Source organism: Skermanella sp. TT6, from assembly GCF_016653635.2.
Classification (GTDB): Bacteria; Pseudomonadota; Alphaproteobacteria; order Azospirillales; family Azospirillaceae; genus Skermanella; species Skermanella cutis.
The window spans coordinates 2,467,227-2,482,948 of record NZ_CP067420.1; the positions used below are offsets into that span (position 1 = coordinate 2,467,227).

Here is a 15,722-nt window from a genome sequence, read left to right on the forward strand (position 1 = left end):
AGGGTGCTTCGTCGGGATGATTCCGTCCGCTGTCCTTCAGGACTCCTTTGAATGCGATGAGAGTATACCTGGAGCCCATTCTTCTGATCAGTCAATCCAGTGCCGGGTATCTGCCGAGGGTTTCAGATTTCTTCCCACTGGTCCGCGTGTTCCGGCCGTCGCCTCGCCTCAACCAAGGTGATCAATTCATCGTGGTGGAGGCTCAGGTATTCGGCGAGGCTCCCGGGAAGGCGCGGCCCTTTATGCGCGGGCGGCTCAGACACGCTTCGCGGTTCCCGGTGATCGGGACTGCCCAATAGACTAAATCGGAAATGTTGTGCCACTCATCGCACTCCTTGCCGGGTGCAATCTACCACTATTTAGCATCAGCGGGCAAGGCTCACCGGATATGCGAACCGTCCGTCGGCTGACGCGTGGAGACACCAGGGCGCGATGGGGCGAGCCCTGCGTATGCCGCAAGGCAACGTAGACTTCACAGGGCGCGTTTCCTGTGTATAGTGCCGCAAATTTTACGCCAGGAGACGGTTAATGGCCCAGATAGCGCAGTTCCGCGAAGCCCTCACCTTCGACGACGTCCTGCTGGTGCCGGCCGAATCCTCGGTGCTGCCGGCCCAGACGGATACCCGCACCCGGCTGACCAAGACGATCGAACTTGGCATTCCGCTGATGTCCGCCGCCATGGACACGGTGACCGAAAGCAGCCTCGCCATCGCCATGGCGCAGGCCGGCGGCATCGGCGTGCTCCATCGCAATATGGATATCGAGCGGCAGGCGGACGAGGTCCGGCGGGTCAAGCGGTTCGAATCCGGCATGGTGGTCAACCCGATCACGATCGAGCCGACCGCCTCCCTGGCCAACGCCCTGGGCCTGATGGCGAATTACCGCATTTCCGGTATTCCCGTGGTCGAGCAGCCCTCGGGCAAGCTGGTTGGCATCCTGACCAACCGCGACGTCCGTTTCGCGTCCAACCCGCAGCAGCGCGTCTCGGAGCTGATGACCAGCGAAAGGCTGGTGACGGTCCGCGAAGGCGTGGACCGGGAGGAGGCCAAGCGGCTGCTCCACCAGTTCCGCATCGAGAAGTTGCTGGTGGTCGACGATGCCTACCGCTGCATCGGGCTGGTCACCGTCAAGGACATCGAGAAGGCGCAGCTGCACCCCAACGCCTGCAAGGACGAGAAGGGCCGGCTGCGCGCCGCCGCCGCGACCGGCACCGGCGAGGACGGGCTGGCCCGCGCCGAGGCGCTGTTCGACGCCGAGGTGGACGTGCTGGTGGTCGATACCGCCCATGGCCATTCCCGCAAGGTGATGGAACAGATCGAGCGGGTGCGCCGGCTGTCCAACTACACCCAGGTGGTCGCCGGCAACGTCGCCACGTCGGAAGCCGCCAAGGCGCTGATCGGGGCCGGCGTCGACGCGGTGAAGGTCGGAATCGGCCCGGGATCGATCTGCACGACCCGCATGGTCGCCGGCGTCGGCGTTCCTCAGCTGACCGCGGTGATGGACGTGGTGGAGGAATGCCACCGCCAGGGCATCCCCGTCGTCAGCGACGGCGGCATCAAATATTCCGGCGATCTCGCCAAAGCGATCGCGGCGGGCGCCGACTGCGCGATGCTGGGCAGCCTGTTCGCGGGGACCGACGAGAGCCCCGGCGAGGTCATCCTGTACCAGGGCCGGAGCTACAAGAGCTACCGGGGCATGGGCTCGGTCGGCGCCATGGCGCGCGGTTCGGCGGACCGCTACTTCCAGCAGGAAGTCCGCGACACCATGAAGCTGGTGCCCGAGGGCGTCGAGGGACGCGTGCCTTACAAGGGTCCGGTCGGCGGCGTGATCCACCAGCTGGTCGGCGGGCTGAAGGCGGCCATGGGCTATACCGGCAACAGCAGCATCCAGGAGATGCAGACCCGCTGCAACTTCGTGAAGATCACCAACGCGGGCCTGCGCGAGAGCCACGTCCACGACATCATGATCACCAACGAGGCGCCCAACTACCGCCGCGACCTCTAGAGCTGTCCCCGATCAGGTCGACCCGCCCGAGACGGCTGATTCGATGCGTTGCGCCACGGGCGCAACCTACGATCGTCGGCCCGCATCACCTCCGCCCTGCATCGAGCCGTAGGTTGCGCCCATGGCGCAACACAGTGCGGCGAATGGACCGGCCGGCTGCGAGGACCGGAGCGATTCAACCTGATCGGGGACCGCTCTAGGCGGCGGTCGGCTGGGATGGGGCGCCGCCGGGCGGCGTCCCGTTCGGTGCCGTGGCGACCTCGATCTTGAAGCCGCGGCTCGGCGGAAACCGGGTCGCGGCCTTCTTGACCGCGCGCTCCATGGTCGTCGCCCAGACCAGGAAGCGGAGGTTGCCGCTCCAGTTCTCGTTGCCTTCCTCGCCGGTCGCTTCCGGCAGGGCTCCGCCGCCGCCGGAGATGACGACGATCCAGCGGTGATCCTCGGGCAGCCGGCGCTCGTCCAGGACGACCAGCCGGTTGTCGCTCTTGCGGATGGACTTGAGCTTCTCCTCCAGCTTCGCCGCCTCCGCCGTCAGGCGACCGACCAGGAGGTCGCTGTCGGCCGCCTTGCGCTTGGCGGTCCTGCAGCCCCTCGCCGCCTCGCGGATCGCCGCCACCTGCCGGGTCCGGTCCCGCTGCAGGCCGTTGACCAGATGGCGGGCGACAGCGATCCTGTCCAGGGCCAGGCGCAGGCCCATCAGCACGCCGAGATAGCCGGTGAAGAAGCACAGGATGTAGGTGGTGATCATGCGGCCGCCCCTTTGCCGTCCGCCGCCGCGCCGGGAGCCTCTTCAGGCTCGATCATCTCGATCAGGATGAATCCGAGGCTGACCGGGAAGCGGTTGTCCAGGCTGGCCTTGGCCTCCGGCAGGTTCTGGGCCCAGATCTCGACATGCTGTGCCCGCGCCCAGCTGCCGTCGAGCAGCCCGTGCGAGCGTCCTTCGCGCAGTGCCGCCTGCACATGGCGGTTTACCATGACGGCCTTGAACAGCCGGCAGCCGGGCCGCTTGCGCCCGACGATCCGGATCAGTTCGTCGTCCCGCCGCTGCAATTCCTCCAGCTTGGACTGGAACTGGTCGATCTGGCGCTCTACCGAGCGGCGTCGGGCCTCGCTCTGGGCCAGGGCGATGCGCAACTTGGCCCGGCGCTGGTCGAAGGCGGGCAGCAGCGGTGCGCAGCGCCTGAGCTTGGTTCGGGCGCGGGTCGCGGCGGCGCTCGTGAGGATCATCCGCGACCAGGCCTCGCCGCCCAGGCGGGCCGCGAAGAATCCGACCATGCCGGACAGTCCGGCGAACATGATGTCAGTGACGATCTCGACCGGCGACATAGCCGACGCACCATTGAAGTTACCGATATCGGACTCGCTCCCCGCCCATGGTGCGGCGCACCATGGGTCGGTCATAGGACTATGGAGGTAGTCCGCGCGCTCGGCAATACATCATCGAAGTTTCTTCATGCCGCAGTACCCAGGGTGGCGGGCCGCGCACCCGCCCACGGCACTTTCATCACGCGCTCGTGCCGCCGGAACGACGAAAGCTGTTGCGTGGCGGCGTTTCATCGCCCATGTCACACCTTCGCGTTTTCCCCGTGCCCATGTCCGATCAGCAGAGACAAGATGACCCCCGGCGCCCGCCTGCAAGCCGCCATCGAACTCCTCGACGAGGTGGAGGTGACCCCGCGTCCGGCAGACGCCGTGATCAGCGCCTTCTTCCGCGCGCGCCGATTCATCGGTGCGAAGGATCGCGCCGCCGTGGCCGAGACGGTCTACGGCGTGCTGCGTCGCCACGCGCGGCTTCGCTGGTGGTTCCAGCATGCCGGCGGCTTCCCGGTCACGGCGCGCACGCTGCTGATCGCGGACCAGATCCTGGCCCAGGGGCGACCGGCCGACCATCTGGACAAGCTGTTCAGCGGCGGCCGATTCGCGCCGGCCCAGTTCAGCCAGGGGGAGATCCGGCTGGCCAACAAGCTCGACGGCCACACCCTGGACCACCCCGGCATGCCGGAGGAGGTGGCGGTCGAATGCCCGGACTGGGCGGCCGGGCACCTGCGCGAGTTCTTCGGCGACCGGTTCGTGCCGGAACTGGCGGCCCTGCTCGACCCCGCTCCGCTCGACCTCAGGGCGAATCCGGTCAAGGCGGACCGCGACGCGGCGCTGGCGGCGCTGGCCGCCGCCGGGATAGAGGGCGAGCCTACCCGCTGGTCGCCGTTCGGCATCCGGATCCACGGGCGGCCTCCCCTGGCCTCGACCGATGCGTTCAAGAGCGGGATGGTCGAGATTCAGGACGAGGGCTCGCAGTTGATCGGGTTGCTGACCGACGCGAAGCCCGGACATCAGGTGGTGGATTTCTGCTCCGGAGCCGGGGGCAAGGCGCTGGCGATCGCGGCCGGCATGCAGAACAAGGGCCGGTTGGTCGCCTGCGACGTGCTGGAGAAGCGGCTGAAGCGCGCGGCGGAGCGGATCCGCCGTGCCGGCCTCCACAATGTCGAGACCCGGGCGCTGTCCAGCGAGCGCGATCCCTGGGTGAAGCGCCACAAGGGAAAGTTCGACCGAGTCCTGGTGGATGCGCCCTGCACCGGCACGGGCACCTGGCGGCGCAACCCGGACAGCCGCTGGCGGCTTCTCGGGCCGGGGCTGGAGGAGTTGGAGAAGCTCCAGCACGGCATCCTCGACTCGGCGGCGCGGCTGGTGAAGCCGGGCGGGCGGCTGGTCTACGCGACCTGCTCCATGCTGCCCCAAGAGAACGAGCGGCAGGTCGAAGCCTTCCTGGCGGCCCATCCCGACTTCGCGGTCAAGCCGGTGGACGAGTTGTGGACCAGCGCCGTCGGCACCGCCGGCCCGGGAACCGGCCCCTTCATGCGCCTGTCGCCGGCGCGCCATGGCACGGACGGCTTCTTTGCCGCCGTGCTGGAGCGCGGGAGCGCCGCCGAATGATCGGGCGGATCCGGCGCGCACGGCTCGACGATGCCGCCGCGATCGCCTATGTCCACGTAGCCGGCTGGCGCGAGACCTACCCCGGCATCGTCCCCGACCGCACGCTGGCCGCCATGGACGTGTTCAGCCGCACGCGGTACTGGGCGCAGGTGCTGGACAACAAGCGGAACCGGATCGACGTCTTCGTCGCCGAGATGCCGGTAGAGGGCGAGGATCGGGTCGTCGGGTTCGGCGTCACCGGACCGGAGCAGGTCGGCCTCGCCGATTATTCCGGGGAGTTCCACGCGCTCTACGTCCTCCAGGTCGGGCAGGGCCGCGGGCTGGGCACCCGGCTGATGACCACCATGGCGGCGAACCTCGTGCTTCGAGGCATGACCGCCAGCACCGTCTGGGCCTTGCGCGACAATTTACGCGCCCGCCGTTTCTATGAGAAAATGGGCGGCGTGTTGGTAAGCGAGCGTCCGCTGATGTTCGACGGCACGCGGGTGATGGAAGTGGCCTACGGGTGGTCCGACGTGACGCCGCTCGCGCGGCGAAGTGAGGAGGCATGGCGCTGATCCGTCCCGCCCGTCCGGAAGACGCGGCAGGCATCGCCGAGGTTCATGTCGCCAGTTGGCGAACGACATATCCGGGCATGGTGCCCGACAGCTACCTGCTCGGCCTGTCCGTGCCGGGCTACGCGCAGCGCTGGCGGAGGATCCTGGCCGACCGGTCCCGCATCCATGGCAGCTTCGTCGCCGTGGAGCCGCCGACCGGAATCGTGGGGTTCGCATCCTGCGGGACCCAGCGGACCGCCATCGAAGGCTATGGCGGCGAATTCTACGCGCTCTATCTGTACGACCATGCGCAGGGCCGGGGCATCGGCCGCCACCTGATGGCCGCCATGGCGACCGAACTGATCAATTACGGTATGAACTCCGCGGTGGTCTGGGTGCTGGCGAACAACCCGTCGCGCTGGTTCTACGAACGCCTGGGCGGTTGCCGGCTGGCCGAGAAGATCGTCGGTTTCGCCGGGGCGGACCTGACGGAGGCGGCCTATGGCTGGCGCGACCTGGCACCGCTGGCGCGCTTGTCCGCCGACCCTCCGGTGCGCTAACACACGTTCTGACGAAGCAAGACTTTCCCACGCTTGAAGCGAGTAGACATGACCGCCCCCCTTTCGAACGACCTGACCGCCGATCGCGTTCTCATCCTGGATTTCGGGTCCCAGGTGACCCAGCTGATCGCTCGTCGGGTGCGCGAGAGCGGCGTCTATTGCGAGATCCACCCGTTCAGCATGGCGCCGGAGAAGGTCAGGGAGTTCGATCCCAAGGCGATCATCCTGTCCGGCAGCCCCGCCTTCATCTCGCAGGAGAACTCGCCGCGTCCGCCGCAGGAGGTCTTCGAGCAGAAGGTGCCGGTGCTGGGTATCTGCTACGGCCAGCACGTGATGTGCGCCCAGCTGGGCGGCGAGGTGACCGGGTCCGAGCACCGCGAGTACGGGCGCGCCTATGTGGACGTCAAGGAGCCCTGCGCGCTGTTCGAGGGCATGTGGGAGCTGGGTGCCCGCGAGCAGGTCTGGATGAGCCACGGCGACCGCGTGACCCGCTTGCCTGAAGGTTTCCGCGCCGTGGGGCAGAGCGACGGCGCGCCGTTCGCCGTGATCGCCGACGACGACCGGCATTTCTACGGCGTGCAGTTCCACCCCGAGGTGGTCCACACCCCGCACGGCGCCCAGCTGCTGAGGAACTTCACCCATCATGTCGCCGGATGCCGGGGCGAGTGGACCATGGCCGCCTTCCGCGAGGAAGAGATCGCCCGAATCCGCGCCAAGGTCGGCAAGGGCAAGGTGATCTGCGGCCTGTCCGGCGGCGTCGACAGCTCGGTCGCGGCGGTCCTGCTCCACGAGGCGATCGGCGACCAGCTGACCTGCATCTTCGTGGATACCGGGCTGATGCGGTCCGGCGAGGCGGATCAGGTCGTCACCCTGTTCCGCGACCACTACAATATCCCGCTGATCCACCGCGACGCGTCGGACCTGTTCCTGGGCAAGCTGGCCGGGGTGTCGGACCCCGAGCGGAAGCGCAAGATCATCGGCGCCACCTTCATCGACGTGTTCGACGAGGAGGCCCACAAGATCGGCGGCGCCGAGTTCCTGGCGCAGGGCACGCTGTACCCGGACGTGATCGAAAGCGTGTCCCTGTCCGGCGGCGGCATGACGATCAAGTCGCACCACAATGTCGGCGGCCTGCCCGAGCGGATGAAGCTGAAGCTGGTGGAGCCGCTGCGCGAGCTGTTCAAGGACGAGGTCCGGAAGCTGGGCCGGGAACTGGGCCTGCCCGAGAGCTTCATCGGCCGGCACCCGTTCCCCGGGCCGGGCCTGGCGATCCGCATCCCCGGCGACATCACGCCGGAGAAGCTGGCGATCCTGCGCAAGGCCGACACGATCTACCTGGAGGAGATCCGTAACGCCGGCCTCTACGACGCGATCTGGCAGGCCTTCGCCGTGCTTCTGCCGGTCCGGACGGTCGGCGTGATGGGCGACGAGCGGACCTACGACTATGCCTGCGCGCTTCGGGCGGTGACGTCGGTGGACGGCATGACGGCGGACTATTACCCGTTCGACCATGAGTTCCTGGGCCGCGTCGCGACCCGGATCATCAACGAGGTGCGGGGCATCAACCGTGTCACCTACGACATCACCAGCAAGCCCCCGGGCACGATCGAGTGGGAGTGAGGGGGCGGGAGACCCGACCGCGACGATAGCTTGCCCCACGGGCCGTCTCACCGGTCCGACAGCAGCGGGTCTTCTCCGAAGCTGGCGGCCAGGAAATCGACCATTGCCCGGACCTTGGGCGACGTGAAGCGGCGGGACGGCCAGATGGCGTGGATCGGCAGGCTTTTCGGCACGAAGTCCGGCAGGACCGTCTCAACGCGGCCCGAGCGGAGCTCATCCCCGAACAGCCAGACGGGACAGACGGCTATGCCGATTCCGGCAAGCACAGCCTCCCGGATCGCCTCGGAGTTGTTCGCCTTCAGGTTCCCGCGGATGCGGACGGCGACGCGGCCGCCCGGACCGTCGAACAGCCACTGGTTGCCCGTGGCCAAGTAGGTGTAGGCCAGGCAATTGTGGCCCGCGAGATCCTGTGGGCAGGACGGCCTGCCGTGCCGGTCAAAATAATCGCGCGAGGCGACCGTGACGCGCCGGGTGACGCCGATCCGCCTCGCGATCAGGGTGGGCTCTTCCAGATCGGCGATCCTGATCGCGACGTCGAGGCCGGCTTCGACCAGATCGGCGGCGCCGTCGCCCATCACCAGGTCGATCTCCAGCGCCGGATGGAGATCCATCAGCGCCGCGAGGCGCGGAACGACGTGCAGGCGGCCGAAAGCGACCGGGGTGCCCAGCCGGACCACGCCGGTGGGTGCCCGGCGCCGATGGCCGAACGACTCCTCGAAGGCGGCGGCGTCGTCCAGCAGGTTGCGCGCCTGTTCCAGCGCGAGGCGGCCGTCCTCGGTCAGCGAGATTTGCTGGGTCGAGCGTTGGAACAGCCGCGTTCCCAGCCTTTCCTCCAGCGCGGCGACCGACTTGCTGACCGTCGGCTGGGTCAGGCCGAGGTCGCGGGCGGCAGCCGTGAAGCCGTTCAGCTCGGCGGCGCGGGTGAAAATTCGGAGCAGGGCGAGCAGATCCATGACCCATAGCGTACAGGAATGAAGCTTGTTCCAGAACGGGATCTTCATCGTCCACGGGAATGGGAGCAAGTTTCAGCCGGAACCTGCCACGGAAAGGGACATCGTCATGGATCTCATGGGAAAACGGGTGTTGGTCACGGGCGGATCGAGCGGCATCGGCCTGACGCTCGCCCGGTCGCTGGGCGCGCGGGGAGCCCGGCTCGTCCTGGCGGGGCGGCGCGAGACCCCGCTTCGGGAGGCGGGCCAGGCGCTCCGGGCGCAGGATGTCGAGGTGGAGACCGTGGCCGGCGACGTGGCCGACCCGGCGGCGCGCGCGGCCTTCCTCGACGCCGCCGTCAGGGCGTTCGGCGGCCTCGACATCCTGGTCAACAATGCCGGCGTGGTCCGTGCCGGCCGTCTGGAGTCGATGGACGAAGCCGAGATCCGCGCCATGGTCGAGGTCGACCTGCTGGCCCCGATCCTGCTGACCCGCGCGGCGCTGCCCCTGCTACGCGCCTCGGGCGAGGCGATGATCGTGAACGTCGCGTCCGCCCTGGCCCTGGTCGGCGTCCCGTTCTACGCGGTCTATGCGGGCGCCAAGGCGGGGATAGGCCGCTTCGGGGAAGCCTTGCGCCGGGAACTGGCGGGCGAGGGCATCCATGTCCTGACGGTCTATCCCGGCGCGACCGACACGCCGATGATGCGGTCGAACAATGCCGGTCCCGAGTTGGGTTTCAGCAAGGAACCCGTCGAAGCGGTCGCCGAGGCGATCGTGGCGGGCATGATCGCCGGCGCCTTGGAGATCGTGCGCGGCGGCGAGGCCCGGGCGCAGATGCTGGAGACCAACCGCACCGATCCCGCGGCGCTCGACCGGCGGTTCCTCGGCCTCAAGCCCGCCCTGGAAGAGGCGGTGCGCGGCCACAAGGCGCTGTGAGGCCGCGCCGTCTCGGGTCAGTCAAGCGCCTCCCAGGTGAGGGCGCCGCGATAGCGGTGCGAGACCCGACCCGACTCCGAAATGGCGAAGAGGTGGATCCAGGCGTTGTCGACGAGGTTGCGGATCGTTTCATGCCTCGCGATCACCCCGTCGATCGCCTGGACCGGCGCTTCGATGAAGGCGTTCAGGCGGAGCGGCTCATGGACGAAGCGTGTGCCGTCATGGACCGACTGCCAGGGCAGGCCGACCTTCAGGTCGCCCGCGTTCCCCTCCAGGACGCCCAAGGTCCCGGTCACATTGTGGAGCACCTTGTTGCCGCTGCCGAAGACCCGGTTGTTCACCGTCGAACCGTAATATTGCAGGTTGATCCAGCTTGCGACCACCAGCGGCGCCGTCATGATCAGGGTAAGGACATCAAAGCCGGCGTCCTTCCGCCAGTCGTAATTGTGCAGGAATGCCCGCCCGCCGAGGTCGATGCCGCGGGTGCGGCCGCGCGGGGCCGCGATGAAGGCGGCATTGCCGGCGAGGCCCCATTCCGGACGCACCTGCGCCCAGTCGCGGCTTCGGCCGATCACGGCGGCGTGGACCCCGGGCGCCTGCGGAGAGAGCCCGAGCAGCGCCGACCGCTCCAGGCGGGCGATCTCCGAGGCCCGCGCGAGCCACCGGCGCAATTGCTTCAGGTCCTCCGCGTGTGACTTCGGGACCTCGTCGACGTCGTGGATGGTGACCTCGTCCGTCGTGGTGTCGTGCAGGCAACCGAGGAACCAGGTATCCTCCGGCACCTCGATGCCGCGCCCTTTCAGGCCGGCGCGGACTCCCGGATCGTTGAGGATCGCCGCGGCGACCCGGGCGTTCGCCTCGCCGGTGTGCCCGCCGCAGGCGCCGCAGTCCAGCCCGGAGGCGTGGGGGTTGTTGACGGTCGTGCTGCCGTGCCCGGTCAGCATGACAAGCCGCGCGAAGCCCTCCGTCAGCGACATGGCGCGCAGCACGGCCTCGGCCATCGCGACGCGTTGCCCCTCGGTGAAGCCGGTCTGGCGTCCTCCGACCGTGCGCGGGGCGAGGCGGGGCCCGATCCGGCCGACCGTGGAGCGGTCCAGGCCGTCGATGTCGGGATCGCTTACGGTCCGGGTGAGCCCGGCGCCGTCGCTCAGCATCTTGGCGCCGAACAGCAGGCCCGCCGTCTCCACATAGGTGAAGGACGACACCGCGGAGGTCTTGAAGGACTTCCAGGCCTTGGCCGCCCGGCGGCGCAGCAGGCGCAGCCCCAGGATCTCCGTCTCCTCTTCCTCCGAGGCCTGCTTGACCGACTCGCAGACGACGAAAGCCGGCTTGAGCAGGACCGGGCACTGACCGCCGCCTGTGACGCGGCCGATCGGCACGTACTCGATGGGAAAGCCGAAGAACCCGGCGAAGCCGACCGTCTCGGCTTCGGGACAGGCGGTCTCCAGCGCGCGCCGGTAGACCTCCGAGCGGACGTCGATGCAGAACGCGGCCTGGAGCCTTGCGCGACCTTCCCGCGGGCCGGCCTGACCGGCATGGTCGCTCCCTGAGGCGAGCCGGGACAGCAGACGGCGCTGATAGCAGGATTCGTAGGCGTCCTGGAGGATCAGGTCGACGGCGAGGTCGGCATCGTCGCCGGGCCGCCCGTCCTGCGGCAGGACCGCCGCCTCGTCCATCGCGCGCCGCCAGGCATCGTTGAAGGCCGGATCGGTCCGTTCGAGGAAGAGGGCGTAGCCCCAGGCGACCCGGATCGCCAGGAGATGGATCAGCGTATCGTCCTGGCGCCCATGGAGTTCGCTGTTCCAGACGAGATAGCGCGCATAGGCGGCCCACCCGCCGATGTCGAACAGTGCCCGGTGCAGGTAGTCCGCGACGGCGCGGTCGGGAATCCCGAGGTTCCCGACGACGGCTGCGATCGCCTCCACCGGGTCGTCGGGCAGGGCGGCGATCGACCTGCGGAAACCCCGGATGCCCATCGCCTCGGGGTTGCGGTCGTGGCGCATGGATGCCCGCCAGGCCGGATAGGGGCGCAGATGGCGCGACGGCAGCCGCCAGTTCGCCTGTCCCTCGTCGAAATAGGCTGCGCACCATTTGGAGATCTCGTCGATCATGAACGACGTGCGCGAAGCCTGCCGGTCACCGGCGGCCAGCATATCGAGGATCTCGGCGACTGTGGCGACGACGGCCCTGGGACGGCTGCCGAGAGGGTCTGAGGCCAGCGCCCGCTTCAGGGCCGGCAGGTCGGCCGGCCGGCCGGCACCTTCGGGCATGGCGGCAAGCGCAGCTTCCAGGTCCCGGTCTTCCATCGCCCCGTCCGCCAGTGCCTGCCGGTAGAAGCTCCGGGGCATCAGCATGTCGGTCCGCGCGACCCGCCGCAGGGTGGCGCAGGTGGCCGCGAAGCCCTGGCCGGAGAATCCGAGGAACGGATTGACAGCGACGAAATGCTTGAGCGGCCAGAGCGGTGCTATCCTGCCGCAGGCTGTGGATATCGCCGCCAGCAGGGCGGCCCGGTCGGGAGCGGGAGTGCCGGTCCCGGTGGCGACGTCGGCCTCGATCGCGGGCGTGATTGCCAAGGCGATGCTCATCTGTGCGCTCCGTTCATGGAAGTGGCGGCCTGGGAGGCGGATCGGCCCGGCGGAAGGCTGGGCCAGAGGCGCAGGACCAGCCGGTTGGCGATCGTGTTGACGTAGAAACCGTTGGCGATGTGGACATGGAGCGCCTGCCAGCGCGGTTCCCCGGCGTGGCGGGGCATCAGGTTCTGGAACACCGTCAGCGCGCCGAAACCGAGGACGACCGCCGCGACGATCGCGTAGTCGAGCGGGCTTCCCGGTCCCTGGACCGCCGGGAGCGATCCGGCGAGCAGGCGCTCGGCACCGACCTGCAGGGCGAAATAGGCCGTGGCGACCAGCACCGCGAGTGCTGCTGCCCGACCGATGACATATCCCGTCGGCCGCTCGTCGATCGCGCCGGCGATCAGGTGGACGAGGCCGAAGAGCATGATCGCGCCGAGGGCGAACACGCCCGGCTTTTCCGCGAGGCTCGCGCCGGACAACGTTCCGATCACCAGCACCGTCGCCAGCACCGCGGCGACGGCCATCGTCATCCGCGCGGGGTGCAGCCTGCCGCCCGGGCTGGGCGACCAGGATGCCCGCGCGATGTCGATGACGCTGCCCGAAGACAGGAAGGCATGGGCCTTGTAGAGCGAGTGGGCGACGATGTGCAGCAGGGCGGCGGAGTAGGCGCCCAGCCCGCATTGCAGCATCATGAAGCCCATCTGGGCGATGGTGGAATAGGCCAGCGACACCTTCACCGAGGTCTGGGTCAGCATCACCACCGAGCCGAACAGGGCGGTCAGCCCGCCGACCACGGCCAGGAGGTGGAGCGAGGGCATCGACAGCGAGATCACGTCCGCGAGGCGCAGCACCAGGAAGCCTCCGGCATTGATGATGCCGGCATGCAGGAGGGCGGATACCGGGGTGGGCGTTTCCATCACCTCCGTCAGCCAGCCGTGGAGCGGGAACTGGGCCGACTTGAGCAGGGCCGCGACGACCAGGAGGAGGGCGATCCCGTGGACCGGGGCGGAATGGACGGCGTCCGTCCCCGAGGCACGCAGGGCGTCCGCGCCGGCGAAGATCCCGGCGTAGTCCAGGCTGCCGAAGACCTGGTGGATCAGGACCATCGCGCCGATCAGGCAAACGTCGCCGATGCGGCTCGCCAGGAACTTCTTGCGCGCTGCCAGCACGGCGGCGGGCCGTTCGGCGTAGAAGACCAGCAGGCGGTGCAGGCCGACGCTGGTCCCGACCCAGGCGAGGGCGAACTGGAACAGGTTGCCGGAGACGATCAGCAGCAGGACGGCGGCGAGGGTCAGGGCCAACCAGCCCATGAAACGGGCATGGTTCGGGTCGCCGTCGAGATACCTGGCGCTGTACCGGATCACGACGGCGCCGACGAAGGCGACGAGGACCAGCATCACCGCGGTCAGGCCGTCCAGGTAGATTCCGAAACCCACGCCGCCGATGCCGAAGGTCCCGGTCCGCAGCGTTCCATGGACGGCCCAGGCCGCCGCGGCCGCCAAGGCGACGGCGAGCGCGGCGAGGCTGGCGGCGAACGCGGGTCCGGCCGTGGAGCGGCGGGTACGGTCGGACGAGGGGGCCGGTGACGAAAGGGACGGCATCGCGACCGCGATCAGCAGGAGCGGTCCGGCGGCGCAGAGCCAGAGGAGTGATGTGTGCATGGTCGGCTCCGGTGAGAGGCGACCGCTGGATTATCCTGAACGTTGATTTCTATAAAATAGAAAGATTGAATGATATCGTTCGCTTTTGTGAAAGGACGCCATGGCAGCGCTGAACTATCGCCATCTCCGCTATTTCCGGGCGGTCGCCCATGAAGGCAACCTGACGCGAGCGGCGGAGCGGCTGAACCTGTCGCAATCGGCGCTCTCCGTGCAGCTTCAGAAGCTCGAACTCCAGCTCGGGCATCCGCTGTTCGAGCGGCAGGGCAAGCGCCTCGTCCTGACCGAAGCCGGGCGGATCGCGCTGGACTATGCGGATACCGTGTTCCAGGCCGGCGAGGAACTCCTGAGCACCTTGCAGGGGCGAGGCGGGCAGAGCAGGCAGATGCTGCGGGTCGGCGCCATCACGACCCTCTCCCGGAACTTCCAGATCGAGTTCCTGCGTCCGCTGATGGCGCGCCGGGATGTCGGCCTGGTGGTCCGCTCCGGGACCATGGGCGAACTGTTGGCGCGGCTGGAAGCCCATGAACTCGACCTGGTCCTGTCCAACCGTCCGGTGCAGCGCGATGCGCGGACCCCCTGGCACAGCCACCTGCTGGACGTGCAGCCGGTCAGCTTGGTCGGTCGCCCCGGTCCGGAGTCGGCGGGTTTCCGCTTTCCGCTGGACTTGGCGACCTGGCCGGTGCTGCTGCCCAGTCTGGACAGCGACATCAGGACAGGTTTCGACCGGATCCTGGAGGTCGCGGGCGTGCGGCCGGTCATCCTGGCGGAGGTGGACGACATGGCCATGCTCCGCCTCATGGCGCGCGAGAGCCCCGGATTGGCGCTGGTCCCGCCCATCGTCGTGCGCGACGAGCTGAAGGCCGGCGTCCTGGTCGAATGGTGCCGGATCCCCGAGGTGAAGGAAACCTTCTACGCCATCGCGCAGAGCCGCCGCTTTCCCAACCCGCTGATCGCCGGCCTGCTGTCGGGGAAGAGTCGGCCCGAAGACCCGGAGGGAATTCCTTAGCCGGCGATGCGCCGGTCGCGGCGGTTCAGCGTCGGTCCCGCCAAGCTTCCTCCTGCTCGCGCTCGAACTCGTTGGTGCCGTAGGCGGACCGCCGGGACTGGCGCTCGCGCTGCTCTTGCGTCATGCCGGACCTGCTCGCCGACTCGAAATACTCCTCGTCGGACTGCACGCAGCCGGACAGCGCCACGGCGAGAAGCGATGCCAGGAATATCAGGATGGTCGTGCGCATGGCCTGGGAACCCCGTGCTGGATGGATCTTCGCGGGACTCAACAGGTGGACAGGGTCAAGGTCATGCGGTGATCTTCGCCCGGGGCCGGACCTTCCAGCCATTGGGGCGGGTCCGGGAGCGGCTGCTCGGCCCCGGCGGGGGGCGCCTCCGTCAGGCGATTGTCGTTGGCCTGCCAGTGATAGGCGATGTCCATCAGCAGGTCATCCGGGATGTCCTGGTTGAGGATGGTATCAAGATCGTATCGCGCCATCTCCCCACCTGCGTTGCCCAACATGGTCACAGCCTTAAACAATCGGTAACGCAGTTTCGCCCTTCCCATCCCGACTTTCTGTGATCCATCTCTCACTTCGTCGGCAAGTGCCTGGAAAAAAGGGATTAGCGGGCACCCCGAAAGCGCAGTGGCGAGAGGGTCGGCGACCGCTGTATTGACCTGGGGAACCATAGAAACCATCGTCATGAAGACCTTCTTTCCCATCCGGCACATCGACGTCGCCGCAACCGGAAACGTCAATGGACCGGATGCATGCTACCGGGTCGCCTTCGGCATGGAACACCGGGGCGATGGGCACGCCTATGTCTACAAGGTACTGGTCTGCAGCGGCGGAAAGGTGTCCGGCCGGCTGAATCCGGCCTTTCTCCATGGCAGCGACGACTTCGCCAGGGTCGCCCGGGCCATGGCCGACCTGTCCGACCAGATCCGCGCGAGCGGCTTGGTCTCCTCCTGAGCAAGCACCC

Annotated in this window: 15 protein-coding genes; 8 read left to right on the top strand and 7 right to left on the bottom strand. The window is 68.2% G+C overall.

Annotated features, from left to right (window positions below):
* Positions 1 to 528: 528 nt before the first annotated feature.
* On the top strand, positions 529 to 2,004 hold the full coding sequence (gene guaB, locus IGS68_RS11600; protein ID WP_201080093.1) for an IMP dehydrogenase: 1,476 nt from the start codon (positions 529 to 531) through the stop codon (positions 2,002 to 2,004).
* A 196-nt stretch (positions 2,005 to 2,200) separates the two neighbouring features.
* Here guaB and IGS68_RS11605 read toward each other — a convergent pair whose 3' ends face one another.
* The gene (locus IGS68_RS11605) at positions 2,201 to 2,752 is read right to left on the bottom strand and encodes a hypothetical protein (RefSeq protein WP_201080095.1); all 552 of its coding nucleotides are present in this window, start codon (positions 2,750 to 2,752) and stop codon (positions 2,201 to 2,203) included.
* Positions 2,749 to 3,330, bottom strand: a complete 582-nt coding sequence (locus IGS68_RS11610; protein ID WP_201080097.1) for a hypothetical protein — start codon at positions 3,328 to 3,330, stop codon at positions 2,749 to 2,751. The genes IGS68_RS11605 and IGS68_RS11610 overlap by 4 nt, the downstream gene beginning before the upstream one ends.
* A 288-nt stretch (positions 3,331 to 3,618) precedes the next feature.
* Here IGS68_RS11610 and IGS68_RS11615 point away from each other — a divergent pair, with 288 nt between their 5' ends.
* From IGS68_RS11615 to guaA, 4 genes are read left to right on the top strand one after another with little or no spacing between them, the layout of a single operon-like run.
* A complete protein-coding gene (locus IGS68_RS11615; RefSeq protein ID WP_201080099.1) occupies positions 3,619 to 4,935 on the top strand; it encodes an RsmB/NOP family class I SAM-dependent RNA methyltransferase in 1,317 nt (438 codons plus the stop codon).
* Positions 4,932 to 5,492, top strand: a complete 561-nt coding sequence (locus tag IGS68_RS11620) for a GNAT family N-acetyltransferase (protein WP_201080101.1) — start codon at positions 4,932 to 4,934, stop codon at positions 5,490 to 5,492. The genes IGS68_RS11615 and IGS68_RS11620 overlap by 4 nt, the downstream gene beginning before the upstream one ends.
* A complete protein-coding gene (locus tag IGS68_RS11625; protein WP_201080103.1) occupies positions 5,483 to 6,031 on the top strand; it encodes a GNAT family N-acetyltransferase in 549 nt (182 codons plus the stop codon). The genes IGS68_RS11620 and IGS68_RS11625 overlap by 10 nt, the downstream gene beginning before the upstream one ends.
* A 48-nt stretch (positions 6,032 to 6,079) precedes the next feature.
* On the top strand, positions 6,080 to 7,651 hold the full coding sequence (guaA, locus tag IGS68_RS11630) for a glutamine-hydrolyzing GMP synthase (protein WP_201080105.1): 1,572 nt from the start codon (positions 6,080 to 6,082) through the stop codon (positions 7,649 to 7,651).
* A gap of 47 nt (positions 7,652 to 7,698) precedes the next feature.
* Here the strand turns inward: guaA and IGS68_RS11635 are convergent, their stop codons facing one another.
* Entirely contained in the window at positions 7,699 to 8,604 is a 906-nt protein-coding gene (locus IGS68_RS11635) for a LysR family transcriptional regulator (RefSeq protein ID WP_201080107.1), read from the bottom strand.
* 106 nt (positions 8,605 to 8,710) lie between these two features.
* Between IGS68_RS11635 and IGS68_RS11640 the strand changes: the two genes are divergently transcribed.
* Positions 8,711 to 9,517, top strand: coding sequence for an SDR family NAD(P)-dependent oxidoreductase (locus IGS68_RS11640; RefSeq protein ID WP_201080109.1), 807 nt, complete (start codon positions 8,711 to 8,713; stop codon positions 9,515 to 9,517).
* Positions 9,518 to 9,534: 17 nt separating this feature from the next.
* Here IGS68_RS11640 and IGS68_RS11645 read toward each other — a convergent pair whose 3' ends face one another.
* Together IGS68_RS11645 and IGS68_RS11650 are read right to left on the bottom strand one after the other, a co-directional pair.
* Positions 9,535 to 12,102, bottom strand: coding sequence for a YbcC family protein (locus IGS68_RS11645; RefSeq protein WP_201080111.1), 2,568 nt, complete (start codon positions 12,100 to 12,102; stop codon positions 9,535 to 9,537).
* Positions 12,099 to 13,751, bottom strand: a complete 1,653-nt coding sequence (locus IGS68_RS11650) for an NADH-quinone oxidoreductase subunit L (RefSeq protein WP_201080113.1) — start codon at positions 13,749 to 13,751, stop codon at positions 12,099 to 12,101. The genes IGS68_RS11645 and IGS68_RS11650 overlap by 4 nt, the downstream gene beginning before the upstream one ends.
* Before the next feature lie 100 nt (positions 13,752 to 13,851).
* Between IGS68_RS11650 and IGS68_RS11655 the strand changes: the two genes are divergently transcribed.
* Positions 13,852 to 14,757, top strand: a complete 906-nt coding sequence (locus IGS68_RS11655; protein ID WP_201080115.1) for a LysR family transcriptional regulator — start codon at positions 13,852 to 13,854, stop codon at positions 14,755 to 14,757.
* A 25-nt stretch (positions 14,758 to 14,782) separates the two neighbouring features.
* On the opposite strand, the gene IGS68_RS11660 is transcribed toward IGS68_RS11655, so the two are convergent.
* Entirely contained in the window at positions 14,783 to 14,986 is a 204-nt protein-coding gene (locus tag IGS68_RS11660) for a lipoprotein (RefSeq protein WP_201080117.1), read from the bottom strand.
* A gap of 38 nt (positions 14,987 to 15,024) precedes the next feature.
* Entirely contained in the window at positions 15,025 to 15,444 is a 420-nt protein-coding gene (locus IGS68_RS11665; protein ID WP_201080119.1) for a hypothetical protein, read from the bottom strand.
* Here IGS68_RS11665 and IGS68_RS11670 point away from each other — a divergent pair.
* Positions 15,443 to 15,712, top strand: a complete 270-nt coding sequence (locus IGS68_RS11670) for a hypothetical protein (protein WP_201080121.1) — start codon at positions 15,443 to 15,445, stop codon at positions 15,710 to 15,712. The two genes, IGS68_RS11665 and IGS68_RS11670, sit on opposite strands and share 2 nt — an antisense overlap.
* Positions 15,713 to 15,722: the final 10 nt, after the last annotated feature.